The sequence below is a fragment of the Pseudomonas sp. PDM14 genome, assembly GCF_014851905.1.
Lineage (GTDB): Bacteria > Pseudomonadota > Gammaproteobacteria > Pseudomonadales > Pseudomonadaceae > Aquipseudomonas.
On the sequence record NZ_JACVAQ010000001.1, the window covers coordinates 2,582,061 to 2,597,285 of the forward strand.

At 58.7% G+C, this 15,225-nt stretch carries 15 protein-coding genes; 6 read left to right on the plus strand and 9 right to left on the minus strand.

Translation table 11 applies throughout. The annotated features are described in order from the left end of the window. Position 1 precedes the first annotated feature (1 nt). From arsH to arsJ, 5 genes are read left to right on the plus strand one after another with little or no spacing between them, the layout of a single operon-like run. Positions 2-718: an arsenical resistance protein ArsH gene (arsH, locus tag IB229_RS12155; protein ID WP_061337727.1), complete on the plus strand. Its 717-nt coding sequence runs from the start codon at positions 2-4 to the stop codon at positions 716-718. 17 nt (positions 719-735) lie between these two features. Further along, on the plus strand, positions 736-1,227 hold the full coding sequence (locus tag IB229_RS12160; protein ID WP_192328968.1) for a cyclin-dependent kinase inhibitor 3 family protein: 492 nt from the start codon (positions 736-738) through the stop codon (positions 1,225-1,227). A 12-nt stretch (positions 1,228-1,239) separates the two neighbouring features. After that, positions 1,240-1,563, plus strand: a complete 324-nt coding sequence (locus IB229_RS12165; RefSeq protein WP_192328970.1) for a YnfA family protein — start codon at positions 1,240-1,242, stop codon at positions 1,561-1,563. A gap of 23 nt (positions 1,564-1,586) precedes the next feature. Next, positions 1,587-2,591 carry an ArsJ-associated glyceraldehyde-3-phosphate dehydrogenase gene (locus IB229_RS12170; protein ID WP_192328973.1) on the plus strand — a complete coding sequence of 335 codons (1,005 nt, stop codon included), beginning with the start codon at positions 1,587-1,589 and terminating at the stop codon, positions 2,589-2,591. 9 nt (positions 2,592-2,600) lie between these two features. Continuing rightward, positions 2,601-3,824 (plus strand): organoarsenical effux MFS transporter ArsJ, encoded by a 1,224-nt coding sequence (arsJ, locus tag IB229_RS12175; protein ID WP_192328975.1) that lies wholly within the window; start codon positions 2,601-2,603, stop codon positions 3,822-3,824. A gap of 6 nt (positions 3,825-3,830) precedes the next feature. Here arsJ and IB229_RS12180 read toward each other — a convergent pair whose 3' ends face one another. The 5 genes from IB229_RS12180 to arsN2 form a co-directional block, all read right to left on the minus strand. After that, positions 3,831-4,628, minus strand: a complete 798-nt coding sequence (locus IB229_RS12180) for a sulfite exporter TauE/SafE family protein (RefSeq protein ID WP_192328977.1) — start codon at positions 4,626-4,628, stop codon at positions 3,831-3,833. 129 nt (positions 4,629-4,757) lie between these two features. Next, a complete protein-coding gene (locus IB229_RS12185) occupies positions 4,758-5,573 on the minus strand; it encodes a sterol desaturase family protein (protein WP_192328979.1) in 816 nt (271 codons plus the stop codon). A gap of 32 nt (positions 5,574-5,605) precedes the next feature. After that, positions 5,606-6,367 carry a helix-turn-helix transcriptional regulator gene (locus tag IB229_RS12190; protein ID WP_192328981.1) on the minus strand — a complete coding sequence of 254 codons (762 nt, stop codon included), beginning with the start codon at positions 6,365-6,367 and terminating at the stop codon, positions 5,606-5,608. Between the two features lie 21 nt (positions 6,368-6,388). Further along, on the minus strand, positions 6,389-6,934 hold the full coding sequence (locus IB229_RS12195) for an arsinothricin resistance N-acetyltransferase ArsN1 family B (RefSeq protein ID WP_192328983.1): 546 nt from the start codon (positions 6,932-6,934) through the stop codon (positions 6,389-6,391). 33 nt (positions 6,935-6,967) lie between these two features. After that, on the minus strand, positions 6,968-7,462 hold the full coding sequence (gene arsN2, locus IB229_RS22285) for an arsenic resistance N-acetyltransferase ArsN2 (RefSeq protein WP_412547778.1): 495 nt from the start codon (positions 7,460-7,462) through the stop codon (positions 6,968-6,970). A gap of 223 nt (positions 7,463-7,685) precedes the next feature. Between arsN2 and IB229_RS12205 the strand changes: the two genes are divergently transcribed. Then, a complete protein-coding gene (locus IB229_RS12205) occupies positions 7,686-7,889 on the plus strand; it encodes a hypothetical protein (RefSeq protein ID WP_192328987.1) in 204 nt (67 codons plus the stop codon). 78 nt (positions 7,890-7,967) lie between these two features. Here IB229_RS12205 and IB229_RS12210 read toward each other — a convergent pair whose 3' ends face one another. The 4 genes from IB229_RS12210 to IB229_RS12225 form a co-directional block, all read right to left on the minus strand. Then, positions 7,968-8,924 (minus strand): cation diffusion facilitator family transporter, encoded by a 957-nt coding sequence (locus IB229_RS12210; protein WP_192328989.1) that lies wholly within the window; start codon positions 8,922-8,924, stop codon positions 7,968-7,970. Between the two features lie 35 nt (positions 8,925-8,959). Beyond that, positions 8,960-12,133 carry a CusA/CzcA family heavy metal efflux RND transporter gene (locus IB229_RS12215; protein WP_192328991.1) on the minus strand — a complete coding sequence of 1,058 codons (3,174 nt, stop codon included), beginning with the start codon at positions 12,131-12,133 and terminating at the stop codon, positions 8,960-8,962. Between the two features lie 22 nt (positions 12,134-12,155). Next, the gene (locus IB229_RS12220; RefSeq protein WP_192328993.1) at positions 12,156-13,661 is read right to left on the minus strand and encodes an efflux RND transporter periplasmic adaptor subunit; all 1,506 of its coding nucleotides are present in this window, start codon (positions 13,659-13,661) and stop codon (positions 12,156-12,158) included. A gap of 79 nt (positions 13,662-13,740) precedes the next feature. Then, positions 13,741-14,976 carry a TolC family protein gene (locus IB229_RS12225; protein ID WP_192328995.1) on the minus strand — a complete coding sequence of 412 codons (1,236 nt, stop codon included), beginning with the start codon at positions 14,974-14,976 and terminating at the stop codon, positions 13,741-13,743. Positions 14,977-15,225 lie beyond the last annotated feature (249 nt).

Consider the following 15,225-nt stretch of genomic DNA (forward strand, 5'->3'; position numbering starts at 1 on the left):
CATGCAAGACGATCTGCTACCCAACCTGGATGTCGAACTGGCTGACCTGCCGAGTCCAGACAAGCTCGGTATCGAGTCGGCCTCAACCCATCCGCCGCGCATCCTGCTGTTGTATGGATCTACCCGCGAGCGCTCCTTCAGCCGCCTTCTGACCGAAGAGGCCGCACGTCTGCTACAACGCTTCGGCGCCGAGACCCGCATCTTCGATCCGAGTGGCCTGCCGCTGCCGGATGATGCTCCGGATAGCCATCCCAAGGTGCAGGAGCTGCGTGAGCTGATGCTGTGGTCGGAGGGCCAGGTGTGGTGCTCACCCGAGCGTCACGGCTCGATGACTGCCGTGTTCAAGGCGCAGATCGACTGGGTGCCGCTGGCCATGGGCGCGGTTCGTCCCACCCAGGGCAAGACCCTTGCGGTGATGCAGGTCTGCGGTGGCTCGCAGTCGTTCAACGTGGTCAACCAGCTGCGTGTGCTCGGCCGTTGGATGCGCATGTTCACCATCCCCAACCAGTCCTCGGTGCCCAAGGCCTATCTGGAGTTCGACGCGGACGGCCGGATGAAGCAGTCCTCGTTCTATGACCGAGTGGTGGATGTGATGGAAGAACTGGTCAAGTTCACCCTGCTGCTGCGCGACCGCTCCGACTACCTGGTTGACCGCTACTCCGAGCGCAAGGAATCGGCGGAAGAACTCTCCAAGCGCGTCAATCAGCGCGCCATCTGATCGAAGGAACACCTTAGATGAGTCACCCGTACGACCTGCTCAGCATCCCCGGTACTCCTGGCAAGCTGATCTTCACGCCCTGCCCAGGCACCAAGGACACCTCGCTTGAGGAGGCGCTGGCTGCGCTCAAGCAAGCCGGCGCTTCGGCGGTCATCACCCTGATGCCGCAGAGCGAGCTGGCCGCCAATGGCGCTGAGCAGATTGCCAAGCACTGCCAGGCCCTCGACCTCGGCTGGTATCACCTGCCGGTGTCCGATGAGCAGGTACCGCTCGAAGATTTCGGCCAGGGTTGGCGAGAGTCCCGCCAGGCGATCCTCGACCAGCTGCGTGCAGGGCAATCACTGGCCATCCACTGTAAGGGTGGCTCCGGTCGTACCGGTCTGATCGCCGCGCGCATTCTGATCGAGGCTGGTATCCCGCGTGCCGATGCCATCGCCTTGGTACAGGCCCTGCGCCCCAAAGCCATTCAGCATCCCGCGCACCTCAACTGGATCAACCAGTTCGGCTAAAAGGAATCGAGCGTGATCAAAACATTTGCGCTGTTCGCCATCACCGCAGTAGCAGAAATCGTGGGGTGCTATCTCCCCTATCTCTGGCTTAAGCAGGGGAAAAGCGTGTGGCTGCTTGTGCCGGCGGCCATATCCCTCGCGCTGTTTGCGTGGCTTCTCTCCTTACACCCAACCGCCGCAGGGCGCGTCTACGCCGCATACGGCGGCATCTACATCGGTGTAGCCATTCTTTGGCTATGGGTTGTGGATGGCATCAAGCCGACAAGCTGGGATTTCGTGGGTTCTGCAGTCGCCATGGCTGGCATGGCCATCATCATGCTTGCACCAAGAAACTAAGTTCTATTTGAGAGAACCAGAACATGACGATCAAAGTCGGTATCAATGGATTCGGCCGCATCGGCCGCCTGGCCCTGCGCGCTGCCTGGAACTGGCCCGAGCTGGAGTTCGTGCAGATCAACGACCCGGCTGGCGATGCCGCCACCCACGCCCACCTGCTGAACTTCGACTCGGTACATGGCCGCTGGCAGCACGAAGCGGGTAGCGATGGCGAGAACGTGGTGATCGACGGCAAGCGCATTCGCGTCACCGCCAACAAGGCCATTGCCGACACCGATTGGAGCGGCTGCGACCTGGTGATCGAAGCCAGCGGCAAGATGAAGACCGTTGCCGTACTCCAGGCTTACCTGGATCAGGGCGTGAAGCGCGTCGTGGTCTGCGCACCGGTCAAGGAGAAAGGCGCGCTGAACGTGGTGATGGGGGTCAACCAGCACCTGTTCGACCCGGCCCAGCACCGCATCGTCACCGCGGCGTCGTGCACCACCAACTGCCTGGCACCGGTGGTCAAGGTGATCCACGAGAACCTGGGTATCCGCCACGGCTCGATCACCACCATCCACGACCTGACCAACACCCAGAGCATCCTCGACACCCCGCACAAAGATCTGCGCCGTGCGCGTGCCTCCGGCATGAGCCTGATCCCGACCACTACCGGTTCGGCCACGGCCATTGCCGAGATCTTCCCCGAGCTGCGCGGCAAGCTGAACGGCCATGCCGTGCGCGTACCGCTGGCCAACGCCTCGCTAACCGACTGCGTGTTCGAGGTAGCGCGTGAGACCACCGCCGAAGAGGTCAACGCGCTGCTCAAGGCGGCCGCCGAAGGCCCGCTGAAGAACATCCTGGGCTATGAAGAGCGCCCGCTGGTGTCCATCGACTACCGCACCGATCCGCGCTCCTCGATCATCGACTCGCTGTCGACCCTGGTGGTGGCTGGCACCCAGGTGAAAATCTACGCCTGGTACGACAACGAGTGGGGCTATGCCAACCGCGCGGTGGAGCTGGCCCGGCTGGTCGGCGCGGCGGAGTAAGCAGCGATCATGAAGGCGTTGTCAGCCCTATCCGCGGAAGTGCGTCAGTACCTATTGGTCACCGGTAACTACTGGGCCTTCACCCTTACCGACGGCGCGCTGCGCATGTTGGTGGTGTTGCACTTCCATGCCCTGGGCTACACGCCGCTGCAGATTGCTGCGCTGTTCCTGTTCTACGAGATCTTCGGCGTCATCACCAACCTGGTGGGCGGCTATCTCGGTGCACGCCTCGGCCTGAACCGCACCATGAACATTGGCCTGGGCATGCAGGTGCTTGCCTTGCTGATGCTGACGGTGCCGGCCGCCTGGCTGACCGTGCCCTGGGTAATGGGCGCCCAGGCGCTGTCTGGTATCGCCAAGGATCTCAACAAGATGTCCGCCAAGAGTTCGATCAAGCTCCTGGTGCCGGACAACCAGCAGGGCACGCTGTACAAGTGGGTGGCCATCCTCACCGGCTCGAAGAACGCGCTCAAGGGCGTGGGCTTCTTCCTCGGTGGTGCGCTGCTGGCCTTGCTCGGCTTCACGGGTGCAGTGCTGGCCATGGCGGCGGTACTGGCTCTGATCTGGCTGGGCAGCCTGGTGATGCTGAAAAAAGACTTGGGCAAGGCCAAGGCCAAACCGAAGTTCCGCGACATGCTGTCCAAGAGCCGGGCGATCAACATTCTCTCGGCCGCGCGCCTGTTCCTCTTCGGCGCTCGCGACGTGTGGTTCGTGGTGGCGTTGCCAGTGTACCTGAGCACTGTATTCGGCTGGGATTTCTGGCTGGTGGGTGGCTTCCTTGCCGCCTGGATCATTGGCTACGGCATCGTGCAGTCCTTCGCTCCCAGTATCACCGGCAAGAAGAGCGGGCACGTGCCGGATGGCCGCGCTGCTTTCTCCTGGGCTCTGGCCCTGGCCGGTTTGCCGGCGCTGATCGCACTGGGGCTGAGCACCGGCTGGTCGGCACAGGTGGTATTGCTGGGCGGGCTGATGCTGTTCGGTGTGCTGTTCGCGGTGAACTCGTCGCTGCACAGCTACCTGATCGTCAGCTACGCCAAGGAGGACGGGGTATCTCTGGACGTGGGCTTCTACTACATGTCCAACGCCCTGGGCCGCCTGCTCGGCACGCTGCTTTCTGGCTGGGTGTTCCAGCAGTACGGACTGGAAGCTTGCCTGTGGGTTTCCAGTGGATTCGTGCTGCTGGCGGCTCTGATTTCTATCGCCTTACCTCGACACCAGACGTCGACCTCTTAAGTGGCGCTAACTGTGGCGCCAGACCTTCACTGAAGAGATCAGCAGGATGCCTGCCAACAAAGGCAGCAGATAGTTCGTGGGGATCAAGCCAAGTAATTGGCCCCCAATGAATGTTCCGGCAATCGAGCCCGCTGCCATGATCAGTATGAAGGGCATCTGAGCGCGGATGATCGAGAAGCTTTGGTCACGGCTGTAGCGCGTGAATCCCACGATCATGGTTGGCAAGCTCACCGCAAGCGAAAGGCTGCCAGCGAGCTTAATGTCTGCACCAAACAGCAGAACGATGGTGGGTATTAGCAGCTCTCCACCGGCAACTCCCATGAGAGCAGCAACCACGCCTATACCGAAACCTACAATGACTCCCACGGCAGCTAGCGTGACGCCATGAAACAGAGGGACGCCTGTTGCACTGGCCTCATGCCCAAACAGCAGTGCGAATGCGATCCCTATCAGCAGCACCGCCAGCACACGGTACAAGGTCTGGCTTTTTAGCTTGGTGGCCCATCCAGCACCAAACCAAGCGCCAGCCAGACTTCCGGCAAGCAGCGTGACGATGATGTCCCAACGCTCAAAAACAGCAGCGTAGGGAACGCTAGATGCGCGGAACGGGAGCGCTGTCGCCACCACCACCAAGCTCATCGCCTTGTTGAGTATTACTGCTTCCAGCGCGCCGAAGCCGAATAGGCCAATCAGCAGCGGCAGTCTGAATTCAGCGCCCCCTAGGCCTATCAGCCCTCCCAGCGCACCGATGATGGTACCGCTGCCAAATACGGTCAGCTTGTGAGTTCTCTTGCCGGTAGTCATCGGTAGCTTTTCAGTAGCAGCGAGAGCTGGAAGCGGCCACGGTAAGGGCCAAGCCTGAGGTTGTCCATGACTCGCGTTGCTAAACGCTAGGAAACCCTCTTGGCCAACAGCAGACACTTCTGATCACATTCAGCTGTACTCGCTGTCGGACTTCTTCGATCTAAATAACGGCCACCACAGCTGCACATACCAGGGGTCACCCGGGTCTTTAGGGATGCCATAGCGCTGTGGGTAGCGATCGCGAGTGAAGTTGGCAGTGCCAAACAGGGTGTCCCAGATGAACAGCAGCTGGGCGAAGTTGTGGTGAGGCGGATTGCCGTGCTCATCCAGCTCGGCATGGTGCGCGCGATGCGTACTGGGAAGTTGGATCAGGCGCTCCAATAGCCAAGTCAGCGGGGCCAGCCACCGTAGTCGATACAGACCTCTATCCCAGGCGAAGCCGCTATGTACCAGCACATTGGCGCAACCAAAGATCAGATGGCTAATCAGCACTGCCTCGCCCAGTCCTAGGTAGACCATTACACCGGCATACCAGATGTCCGGCATGAACAAGAACCATCGCCAGTTCTCCCGATAAGCCACAGTAATGCTCATGGCCGTCGCCGTGTGATGGGTGCGGTGCATGCGCCACATGACAGGCAGCGTATGGCCCAGGCGGTGATACCAGTAGTGGAGAAAGTCTGCCGGGATGACTATCAACAGGACAGCCTGCCAAAGCGGCATGGAAGCAAGGCTACCTGCCCAGCCAGAGGCCCATTGCGTTAGAGCCAGCGCGGCAATGGCAATGATCATGGGTTTGATCAGCAAGGCGAACTGAGCAAGGCTGACAACATCAACCGCGAGCTCATCAGTTTGCCGTCTATTCAGCATGCGCCCGGCAAGAAGCTCCATGCTTCCCAGCCCAATCAGCAGGCTGCTGACAACCCAGGTATCGAGATGTGGCATAACACTTTCCTCAAAATGCGAGGACTGCAGTGTCAGTAATCCGGGAAGTGGTTTACTTGAAGGATTTTGTGGTCGTTAGCCTGAGACGGCCGCAGCCCGAAAGTGCGCAGACAGATACGAGACAGGTGGGCCGAATCGGCGAAGCCGGCGGCATGGGCCACCTCGGTAGCACCGTGGGCACTACTCATTGCCTCCAGGGCCCGCCGCAGCTTCTGCCAGAGCAGTAGCTTCCGAAGCGGAATACCAATGCTGTCCTGCAGCCAATGCGAGCAATGGGCCTGGGTGCTTGGATAACTCTGGCGAAAGGAGTGCCAGATCTGTTCTGCCGTAGTCTCGATGGTGGAGTTCTTCACCAGGGCAAGCAGGTACTCCAGGCGAGAGTTGGGTGCGGCTGGTGGCTGATGGTGTTGAGTAAGCAGGCCATCCAACCAGGCGTCGAATGCCTGCTGCGTTGCCACTTCGGCGAGCCTGGCTCGATCTACAGCAGCCACTTCGAAGCGATGAGCTGCTCCAGGGCTAAGGCGCGACCAATGCAGCAGCCGGGCATAGGCGAAGTGGCTTGGCTCAACCGTAATGCTGATGTGCGGTTGTGGACGTATGAATCTTCGCCGAATCTCTGGGGCCAGCAGCCACGCATCTGCAGCTACAACGGACCGACCATTGATCTCCAGTTCAAGTGGTTCGCCGTCCGCGAGCAGCAGGGTTATCCCGGGTCGCTGATTAACGCCGTTAGGCATCGAGCCGGCCCTGACGATGAAGCAGGCTCGGCCGATCAGGAGGTGGTTTGCTGCCATGGCCGCGTGCCTCAGGGCAGGTCAGTGCTCAAGATCCGCAAAGCGGATGGGGTCTTCGGGAGGCGAAGATAGTTGGCCCAGGTGAAGCCGCCAATACCCCACGTCGTGCCACTTCCCGAGCTTGTAGCCGACCTGTGGAAACGTCCCTATGTGCTGAAACCCCAGTCGTTCATGTAATCCCACACTGCCGACATTGGGCTGCGCAATACCGGCGTAGGCCGAGCTGTATCCCAGGCGAGCCAGGAGGGGCAGAAGGGTCTCGTAGAGCCGTTGGCCAACGCCGCTGCGTCGAGCTTCCTCGGCGATATAGACGGTGACATCCACTGCCCAACGATAGGCGGCCCGCGCTCGATGCTGGCTGGCATATGCATAGCCGAGCACCTGGTCATCTCGTACCGCCACCAGATAGGGATAGGTCTCAAGCGTCGCAGCTATCCGCTGGCGTATCTCGTCGGCCGAGGGTGGTACTTCCTCGAAAGAAATGGCGGTGTCGACCACCACAGGGGCATAGATGGCTTGGATGGCATCGGCATCGGACGGGCGAGCCACTCGAACTTCAATGGACATGGATCTCCCCTAATAGTGATTAGCGGCAGCCGCTCACCGGTGTGGCCCGATGTCTTTCCGGAGGTAGCTTGCTGAGGATGGGCATAGTGATTTGAATTGCACGGTGCCTGCTATATCGGCCGGTGCCAAGTGGCGCGGAGTAAGCACGTAGCCAATTCGCTCAAAGAACTGCGCTTTGTCTGTGGTCAGAAGGTGCAGGCTTTCGATCCCGACTTGAAAAGCGAGTTTCTCCATCTCGTTGACTACCAGGCTACCGAGCCCCCGCATTCGATGTGATGGAGTAACTAGGACAGAGCGCAGCAGTGCATCTGGTCCATACACCTCCAATCCTGCATATCCGATGTGCTGCCCATCAAGATGTAAGGCGTAGAAGCTCCTACCAGGAAGTGCAGTGTCTTCACTTGGTAGACCCGCCTCTCGGAGTACTTGAGCGAGGGCCGATAGGTCGGCTGTCGAGACTGTTGTGAGTTGGACTGATCCGTAGCTAGCCATCATGCTCTCCGGGCTTCGGAACTCATGATTACCCATACTTTGCACTCTGTCGTTGAGTGTCTGCTTCTGGCCGGTAGCGGCCGTTTGTTACAGGCAGCTACCGGCCAAAATCAGCCTCTCTTTTGCCCCTGAGCAACATCACCTGCTTGCTATCAGCATTGTCATTTTGGGCTCATGCTCCTGTTAGCGGCGGCTCCTTACTCTGAGTCCATCACTGCCATGCAGTGACCTCCTTTCTCAGAGTACCCAGGTATCCAAAATGAAATTTCCGACAATTGCCCTCGCTACCGTGCTGGTCATGAGTTCTTCTGCCGTTTTTGCCAAAGGTGATGGCTACAACAAGTCTTACGAGGCGAACAAACGCTTCCGCGAAAGTCAGGAGAAAATTCATGGTAAGAAGCAAGCGGAACCTCAGCTCAGAGTTCCCAAGGTCGGGGCAAAACCTCAGACAGAGGACAAATGATTTTCCCGCAGACCAAAAGGCGCCCATCAGGCGCCTTTTCTTTTTCCGTTCATGTTGTAAAGAAGCCATCCCGTGGCCTTACGCACAGACCTCAATATCACCGGGCGGGTCAACCTGCACAGTGGCATGCTCGATTGCATGGCGTATCTTCAAGCGCTCCGCCACCAGCGCAGGTAAGCTCAAAGGATCAGCGCCTGGCGACGGTACAACATGCACGGTAGCGATACGGGTTTCGTCCGTGAGCGTCCAGGCATGGAAGTGACCGACCTCGGCTATTCCTGGCAAGCTCCGCAAGTCGTCTACGACCTCCCCAGCCTCAATGCCACGAGGCGTTGCCTGCAGCAACACTTGGATAGACTCGTAGACAAGCCCCCAAGCTGACCGCACCACCAGCAGGGCGACCAGAACGGAGAGAATGGGGTCGAGCATGCTCCATCCGGTGAGCATGATGCCGATCGCCGCAGCGATAGCCCCTACCGAGCCCAAGAGATCCCCTAGGACATGGAGAAACGCGCCACGCAGATTCGCATCATTCTGGCTGCCCATGCGCAGGATAAGAAAGCCGGCGATATTGACCAGCAAACCGACAACCGCAACCGTCAGCATAGGGCCCGCCAATACCTCTGTAGGTTCGCGAAAGCGCTCGATGGCTTCCCACAAAATCCACGAAACCAGCACAAGCAACGCAGCCCCATTGGCTAGAGCAGCCAGTACACGTACCCGGTGAAAGCCGTAGGTACGGGTGGAGTCCGCTGCACGGGCAGCCACCCGGTAAGCGATAAGGGCCAATAGCAGCGCTGCCGCATCCGAGACCATGTGCCCGGAGTCGGCGATCAACGCAAGAGAGCCCGACCACCAGCCTCCGATAGCCTGGATCACTGCATAGCCCGCGGTGAGAGCAAACACGAAGCGAATGCGCCGAATGTTCCCTTCCGTCACAGACGGGGCGTGATCATGCCCCTCGCGGCCATGATCATGGTCGCCGTGGCCAGCATGATCATGCTGGCTGTAGTCATCGCTGTCGGAATGCGCCATCGGCTTTCTCCGGTGATTCACTGACTGCGGCCGGATTAGTGGCCGCTGCTGGCAACCGGGGTGGCCGAAGCCTCCTCGTCGTCCTCTTCCCTGCGATGAACCCATTGATAAAGGGCTGGCAGCACCAGCAGAGTCAGAGCCGTCGAAGACAGGATGCCCCCAATCACTACTGTGGCCAAGGGACGTTGCACCTCCGCACCAGTGCCAGTGGCCAAGGCCATGGGCACGAAGCCTAACGAGGCGACCAACGCCGTCATCAACACAGGCCGCAAGCGGGTAAGCGCTCCCTCGGTTATGGCTATCGACAGTGGCCGTCCCTCTTCTCTCAGATTGCGGATGAATGAAATCATCACCAATCCATTGAGCACCGCAACACCGGATAACGCGATGAAGCCCACGCCTGCCGAAATGGATAATGGAATATCCCGGAGCCACAGGGCCATAACGCCACCGGTAAGGGCGAATGGAATCCCAGTGAAGACAACAAGGCCGTCCTTGAGATTATTGAACATCATGAATAGCAGGGTAAGCACTAGCAGCAACGCAACCGGCACCACGATCTGCAGACGCTTCGCTGCAGATTGCAGCTGTTCGAACTGGCCGCCCCAGGTCGTCCAGTAACCTGCAGGCGTCTTCACGTCCTGGGCAAGGCGCTCGGTTGCTTCCGACACAAAGGAACCTATATCCCGGCCACGCACGTTGGCGCTCACCACAACCAGGCGCTTTCCGTTCTCACGACTCACTTGGTTGGGACCGAGCACCAGGTCCAGGCTGGCAACCTCGGACAGCGCAATGAAGCCGATCTGCCCACTGCTCGCCGCTGCCGGCACCGGAATGAGTAACCGCGACAAGCCATCGATATCGGTTCTCAGGTTGTCCGCAAGGCGCACCACCATATCGAAACGACGGTCTCCCTCGAACAACGTACCGGCTCGTTGGCCACCGACAGCCACTGCGACTGTGTCCTGAACATCTCCGACATTCAAACCAAAACGAGCAGCTTTATCTCGATCAATATTGATTGTCAGCACTGGCAAGCCCGAGGTCTGCTCCACTTTTACTTCTGAAGCCCCCGGTACCTTCTCCAGCACTTCAGAAATTTCAGTGGCTGTGGCATTGAGCGTATCCATATCGTCGCCGAATACTTTTACTGCTACGTCACTGCGCACCCCTGAGATCAGCTCGTTGAAGCGCAACTGGATGGGTTGTGACAGTTCATAGTTGCTTCCTGGCAACGAAGTACTGGCGCGCTGCAGGTCAGCGATAAGCTCTTCCCGAGACTTACCTGGATCGGGCCACTCGCTTTTTGGCTTGAGCATGACGTAGGCATCCGAGATGTTTGGCGGCATGGGGTCTGCAGCAATTTCGGCAGTCCCGGTCCTCGCGAATACCCGCTCAACCTCCGGTACTTGCTTGAGAATGAACTGTTCCAAGCGGCTCTGCATCTCCACAGACTGCGTCAGGCTGGTGCCCGGTACACGTAGGGACTGCAACGCAAAGTCGCCTTCACTCAAGCTCGGCACGAACTCACTGCCCATACGGCTCCCGAGCACACCAGACAGCAGCACAACACAGGCAGCACCGGCGAACACCAGTGTACGGTTGCCCATCACCCAGCCAAGTACCGGCTCATAGCCGCGCTTGGCTGCACGCATCAAGGCGTTCTCTTCCTCCTTCACCTTGCCAGTGATGAACAGTGCAATGGCAGCAGGAACAAAGGTTACCGAGAGAATCATGGCGCCCAACAAGGCGATGACCACGGTGAATGCCATCGGGTGAAACATTTTCCCCTCGACGCCCGTGAGCGCGAAGATCGGCAGATACACGACCATGATAATCAGTTGCCCAAAGATCAACGCACGACGCGCCTCCTTCGATGCGGCAAATACCTCATGCAAACGCTCGGAGCGCGTCAGCAAGCGACCATGGTGTTGCTGCGCATGGGCCAGCCGGCGAATCGCGTTCTCCACGATTACCACCGCGCCATCCACGATAATGCCGAAGTCCAGTGCGCCCAGACTCATCAGGTTGGCGCTGACATTGTTGGTGAACATCCCGGTAAACGTGAACAACATGGATAGCGGAATGACCATGGCGGTGATAAGCGCTGCCCGGATGTTGCCGAGGAACAGGAACAGGATGACGATGACTAGAATCGCCCCTTCAATCAGGTTCTTCTTGACTGTCGCAATGGCCTTGTCGACGAGGTTGGTGCGGTCGTAGACGGTGACCGCTACTACACCCTTGGGCAACGTTCTGTTGATCTCCTCCAACTTGCTGGCAACGGATGCAGATACCGCCCGACTGTTCTCACCAATCAGCATGAAGACCGTGCCAAGCACTACTTCGCGCCCATTTTCCGTTGCCGCACCTGTACGCAGTTCTCGACCGATCTGCACCTCTGCGAGCTGGTTGATACGGATGGGCGCTCCATCGACATTGCTGACGATGATATTGGCGATGTCTTCGGCACTCGCCACCTGGCCCGGAGCACGGATCAGCAACTGCTCGCCACTGCGCTCGATGAACCCTGCACCCACGTTGGCGTTATTACGCTCAAGTGCAGTGACCAGATCCGCCAGTGTCAGCCTGTAGGCAGCCAGATGCTTTGGATCGGGCGCAATCTGAAACTCCTTGGTGAAGCCACCGATGGTGTTGATCTCGGCCACACCCGGAACGTTGCGCAACTGCGGTTTGATAATCCAGTCCTGGATGACGCGAAGGTCAGTGGGGGTGTAAACGCTACCGTCTTCCTTGCGCGCATCCGTTTCGGCTTCGACAGTCCACATGAATATCTCGCCCAGGCCGGTAGAAATCGGCCCCATGCTGGACTCCACGCCGTCGGGCAGTTGTTCGCGAGCCCCCTGCAGCCTTTCATTGACCAGTTGGCGCGCGAAGTAGAGGTCCGTACCGTCGGCGAAGATCACCGTGATCTGGGAAAAGCCGGAGCGCGATAGCGAACGGGTCTGCTTGAGATGAGGCAGACCTGCCATCGCAGTCTCAATCGGATAGGTAATGCGCTGCTCAGTTTCCAACGGTGAGAAACCAGCCGCCGCCGTATTGATCTGAACCTGCACATTGGTGATATCAGGTACCGCGTCGATAGGCAGCTGCTGGTAGCTGTATACGCCCAGGCCTGCCATCGCCAACACGGCGAACAGCACCAGTGCGCGCTGCTCGATGGCGAATTGAATGATGCGCTCAAACATAGGGGATTCTCGTCAATATCCGTCAGTGGGCGTGGTCGGCAGAGCCTTTTCCAAGCTCCGACTTCAGGATGAAACTTCCTGCGGATGCGACCCTCGCACCGGCTGACAAGCCTTTGGTGACCTCGACGTAGCCATCACCGCTCAGCCCGATCTCAACCGGCTGGGCCACGAAACCCTCGTCGACGCGCACGAATACGGTGGGCACCTCTTCGATGGTCTGCAGGGCTGCAGCCGGCACCACCACACCAGCTTTTCGAGTAGCGGAAGCGAATGTCACGGAGACGAACAAACCAGGCCTCCAGCTGCCATCGGGGTTTTCAATAACCGCACGGGCGGCGGCGGTACGTGTTTGCTCACCAAGCAGGCTACCTACGTAAGAAACGTTGCCTGCCACCTTTGCACCCAGATCGGTAGCGACGATGTTGACCGGCTTACCGACCTGCACATTGACCAGGTCCTTGGGAGCAACATTGAACGTCGCCCACACTCGATCCAGATCAGAAAGCGTAAATGCACTTGTCGCCTCGCTGACCACCTCACCTCGTACCAGATGCTTCTCCACTACCACTCCATCGAAAGGCGCGATCAGCTCGTAGCGGTTTCCTCCAGAGGTCATACTTGCACCGCTCAATGCCTGCATCTTCTGCCTGGCATTTTCCAGCGCGATGTCCGCCTCCTGACGAGCCTGCCTAGCCGCCAAGTAATCCTGCTCTGCCGAGATCTTGTCCTCCCAAAGCTGACGTTCACGTTCGAACGTAGTTTTCGCCAACTCGGCCCGGCGCTGCGCGCCCGCCAGTTCACTGCGCAGATCTGAGATCTGCTGACTGGCAATCACAGCCAAGACCTGGCCCTTCTTCACCCGCTCGCCCAAGTTGGCTTGAACGCTCTCAACCACACCCGCTGCGCGTGGCACAACGTGCGCAGTGTGGTCCTCGTCGAAGCGGATCTCGCCCGGAAGGGAGATCATTGCCCCCATTTCACGGGGTTCTGCCTCGGCCAGTTCAATTCCTGCGGCGCTCATCTGCTCGCCAGTAATTTCCAGTAGCCCCTCACGCTTGCCATAGCTGAATTCATAGGTGCGTTCGACAGTACGAATCGACAGGCTCGCATCGAAGAAATGGGGTTCAGCGACACCCCGCGTGCTCACATAAGCCCTACCCTCTGGCTTAAAGTCATAGGTGGAAACCTCCCCTGTTGGGCGGCGTACCTGCACCGAAACGCTGGAAGATGCCAACGGGCTAATGGCTACACCTTTTTGCGTCAGATAAAGCGACATCGGCTCGGTACCGTCGCCACTCTCAGGCGCCACCAGCTCGACGGTGAGATCGCCCTGGCTGAACAATTCCCCGCCATTGGCTCCGCGCTCGACGTGCCCTTCCTCACCATGGCCCGCTTCTTCGCGTTCATGACCATGGCCATCTTCTTCCTGATGGCTCGCGCCATCACGATCCTGAAACACGTATAGCCCCACCCCTCCGAGGCCAACGGCAATGGCAGCCGCAATGGCCAAGGTTAACTTCTTGCTCATAGAAACTCCTGAAATGGCGTGAACATCAGCCCGACGCGCGTAGCCGTCAGAGGCGATAACGAGCGATCAACGAAAGGAATTAGGGCTGTGAGGTAGCCAAGATGTCGCCATACAGGCGCTCAATCTGCACCCACGACTCGGTAGCGCTACTCAGGGCGGCAACGTACTGATTACGGGCACTGATTAGCGTGCGCTGGGCATCCAGTACCTCGATAAAGCCAAACTTGCCCATCTCGAAGCCGCGCGACGTGCTCTCAACCGCACGCGTAGCAGAAGGCAGAATGTCTTTATCAAAGGACGCAATTTCATCTGTGGCAGTGCGCCACAGATCGATTGCCTGCTGTACGGTCGCCTGCGTGCGCAACAGGGTCGCATTGCGCGAGTCACGCGCCTGATCTGCCCGTCGGGCAGCGGCAAAAATGTTGCCCTGGTTACGGTTGAACAACGGGATGGGCATCGAGATGCCAACGACATTGATTCGCTCACGATCTTCAGCGCTGTACTGGCTACCAACGCTGATATTTACGTCGGGAATTCGCTGCGCTTTCTCGACCCCATAAGAGGCTTCCTGGCGAACGATAGCCAACTCTGCAAGACGCATTTCCGGCGTGCTGTCCAGGCGCTCTAGCAACGCCTGGAGTGCAGGTGGATCAGGTAGAATGGAAGCATCGCCGTTAATGGCAACAGGTTCTGCAGACGCGCCTGTACCCATGGCCGCCTTGAGCGAGACGTGGGAATTTCCCAGTTCGGCACGGGCCCGCTTAAGCTCCAGACGCACTTCGGAAAGCTGGACTGCCGCGCGGGTCTCCTCTATCGGTGAGGCGCTTCCAGCGCGCACACGCCCCTGGGCGATAGCCACACCCCGTTCAGCCAACGCCAATGATTCGGACGCCAAGTCGACACGTAGCTTCGCGAGCAGCGATGCGTAGAACACCTGGATGACCTCGGCACGCAGCGCGTTTCGCGCCTGCTCCACCTCGACTTGTGCAACGTCAATACCGCGATCGGCAAGGTCAATCCGCGCCCCGCGCTTGCCTCCCAGCTCAAGGGGCTGGGTCAACTGCACGGTGGTGGTACGTGTGTCCCTGCGGGTGTCCTCCATTTCCCAAGAAATCTCCGGATTCTGGAATAGACCCGCCTGCGTTCTTTCCCCCCGAGATACTCCAACCCCCCAATTGGCTGCAGCCAGACTCGGATTATTTTCAATCGCTATGCGCAGCGCGTCACTCAAGGATATTTCTGCAGATGCAGATGCAGATACAGCTTGCTGAGTCGAGCCTATCAATACGAGAACGGCTGCCAGCATGTAGCGCATGTGCAAACTGGCAACTTTATTAGTAAGCAACCTCAAACTAAATCCTCCACGGAAAACCCTCGACCCGATACAGCTCATTTACGAGATATATAGCCGCTGGGAGACAAGTAAATTTCCGAACAGAATCTAGTGCACAGGCCATATCGCCACGGTGACCACAAAATTACAAATTTGTAATCTGCAGTGAAAAGCGAAATGTAATAGGGTCACAAAACTCCGAAAAACATATTCAGATACATCTCGCGCGCC

Coding starts and splice junctions, on each gene's coding strand:
- arsH (WP_061337727.1), top strand. CDS start 2: ATGCAAGACGATCTGCTACCCAACCTGGATGTCGAACTGGCTGACCTG.
- IB229_RS12160 (WP_192328968.1), top strand. CDS start 736: ATGAGTCACCCGTACGACCTGCTCAGCATCCCCGGTACTCCTGGCAAG.
- IB229_RS12170 (WP_192328973.1), top strand. CDS start 1,587: ATGACGATCAAAGTCGGTATCAATGGATTCGGCCGCATCGGCCGCCTG.
- arsJ (WP_192328975.1), top strand. CDS start 2,601: ATGAAGGCGTTGTCAGCCCTATCCGCGGAAGTGCGTCAGTACCTATTG.
- IB229_RS12180 (WP_192328977.1), bottom strand. CDS start 4,628: ATGACTACCGGCAAGAGAACTCACAAGCTGACCGTATTTGGCAGCGGT.
- IB229_RS12185 (WP_192328979.1), bottom strand. CDS start 5,573: ATGCCACATCTCGATACCTGGGTTGTCAGCAGCCTGCTGATTGGGCTG.
- IB229_RS12190 (WP_192328981.1), bottom strand. CDS start 6,367: ATGGCAGCAAACCACCTCCTGATCGGCCGAGCCTGCTTCATCGTCAGG.
- IB229_RS12195 (WP_192328983.1), bottom strand. CDS start 6,934: ATGTCCATTGAAGTTCGAGTGGCTCGCCCGTCCGATGCCGATGCCATC.
- arsN2 (WP_412547778.1), bottom strand. CDS start 7,462: ATGGGTAATCATGAGTTCCGAAGCCCGGAGAGCATGATGGCTAGCTAC.
- IB229_RS12205 (WP_192328987.1), top strand. CDS start 7,686: ATGAAATTTCCGACAATTGCCCTCGCTACCGTGCTGGTCATGAGTTCT.
- IB229_RS12210 (WP_192328989.1), bottom strand. CDS start 8,924: ATGGCGCATTCCGACAGCGATGACTACAGCCAGCATGATCATGCTGGC.
- IB229_RS12215 (WP_192328991.1), bottom strand. CDS start 12,133: ATGTTTGAGCGCATCATTCAATTCGCCATCGAGCAGCGCGCACTGGTG.
- IB229_RS12220 (WP_192328993.1), bottom strand. CDS start 13,661: ATGAGCAAGAAGTTAACCTTGGCCATTGCGGCTGCCATTGCCGTTGGC.
- IB229_RS12225 (WP_192328995.1), bottom strand. CDS start 14,976: ATGCGCTACATGCTGGCAGCCGTTCTCGTATTGATAGGCTCGACTCAG.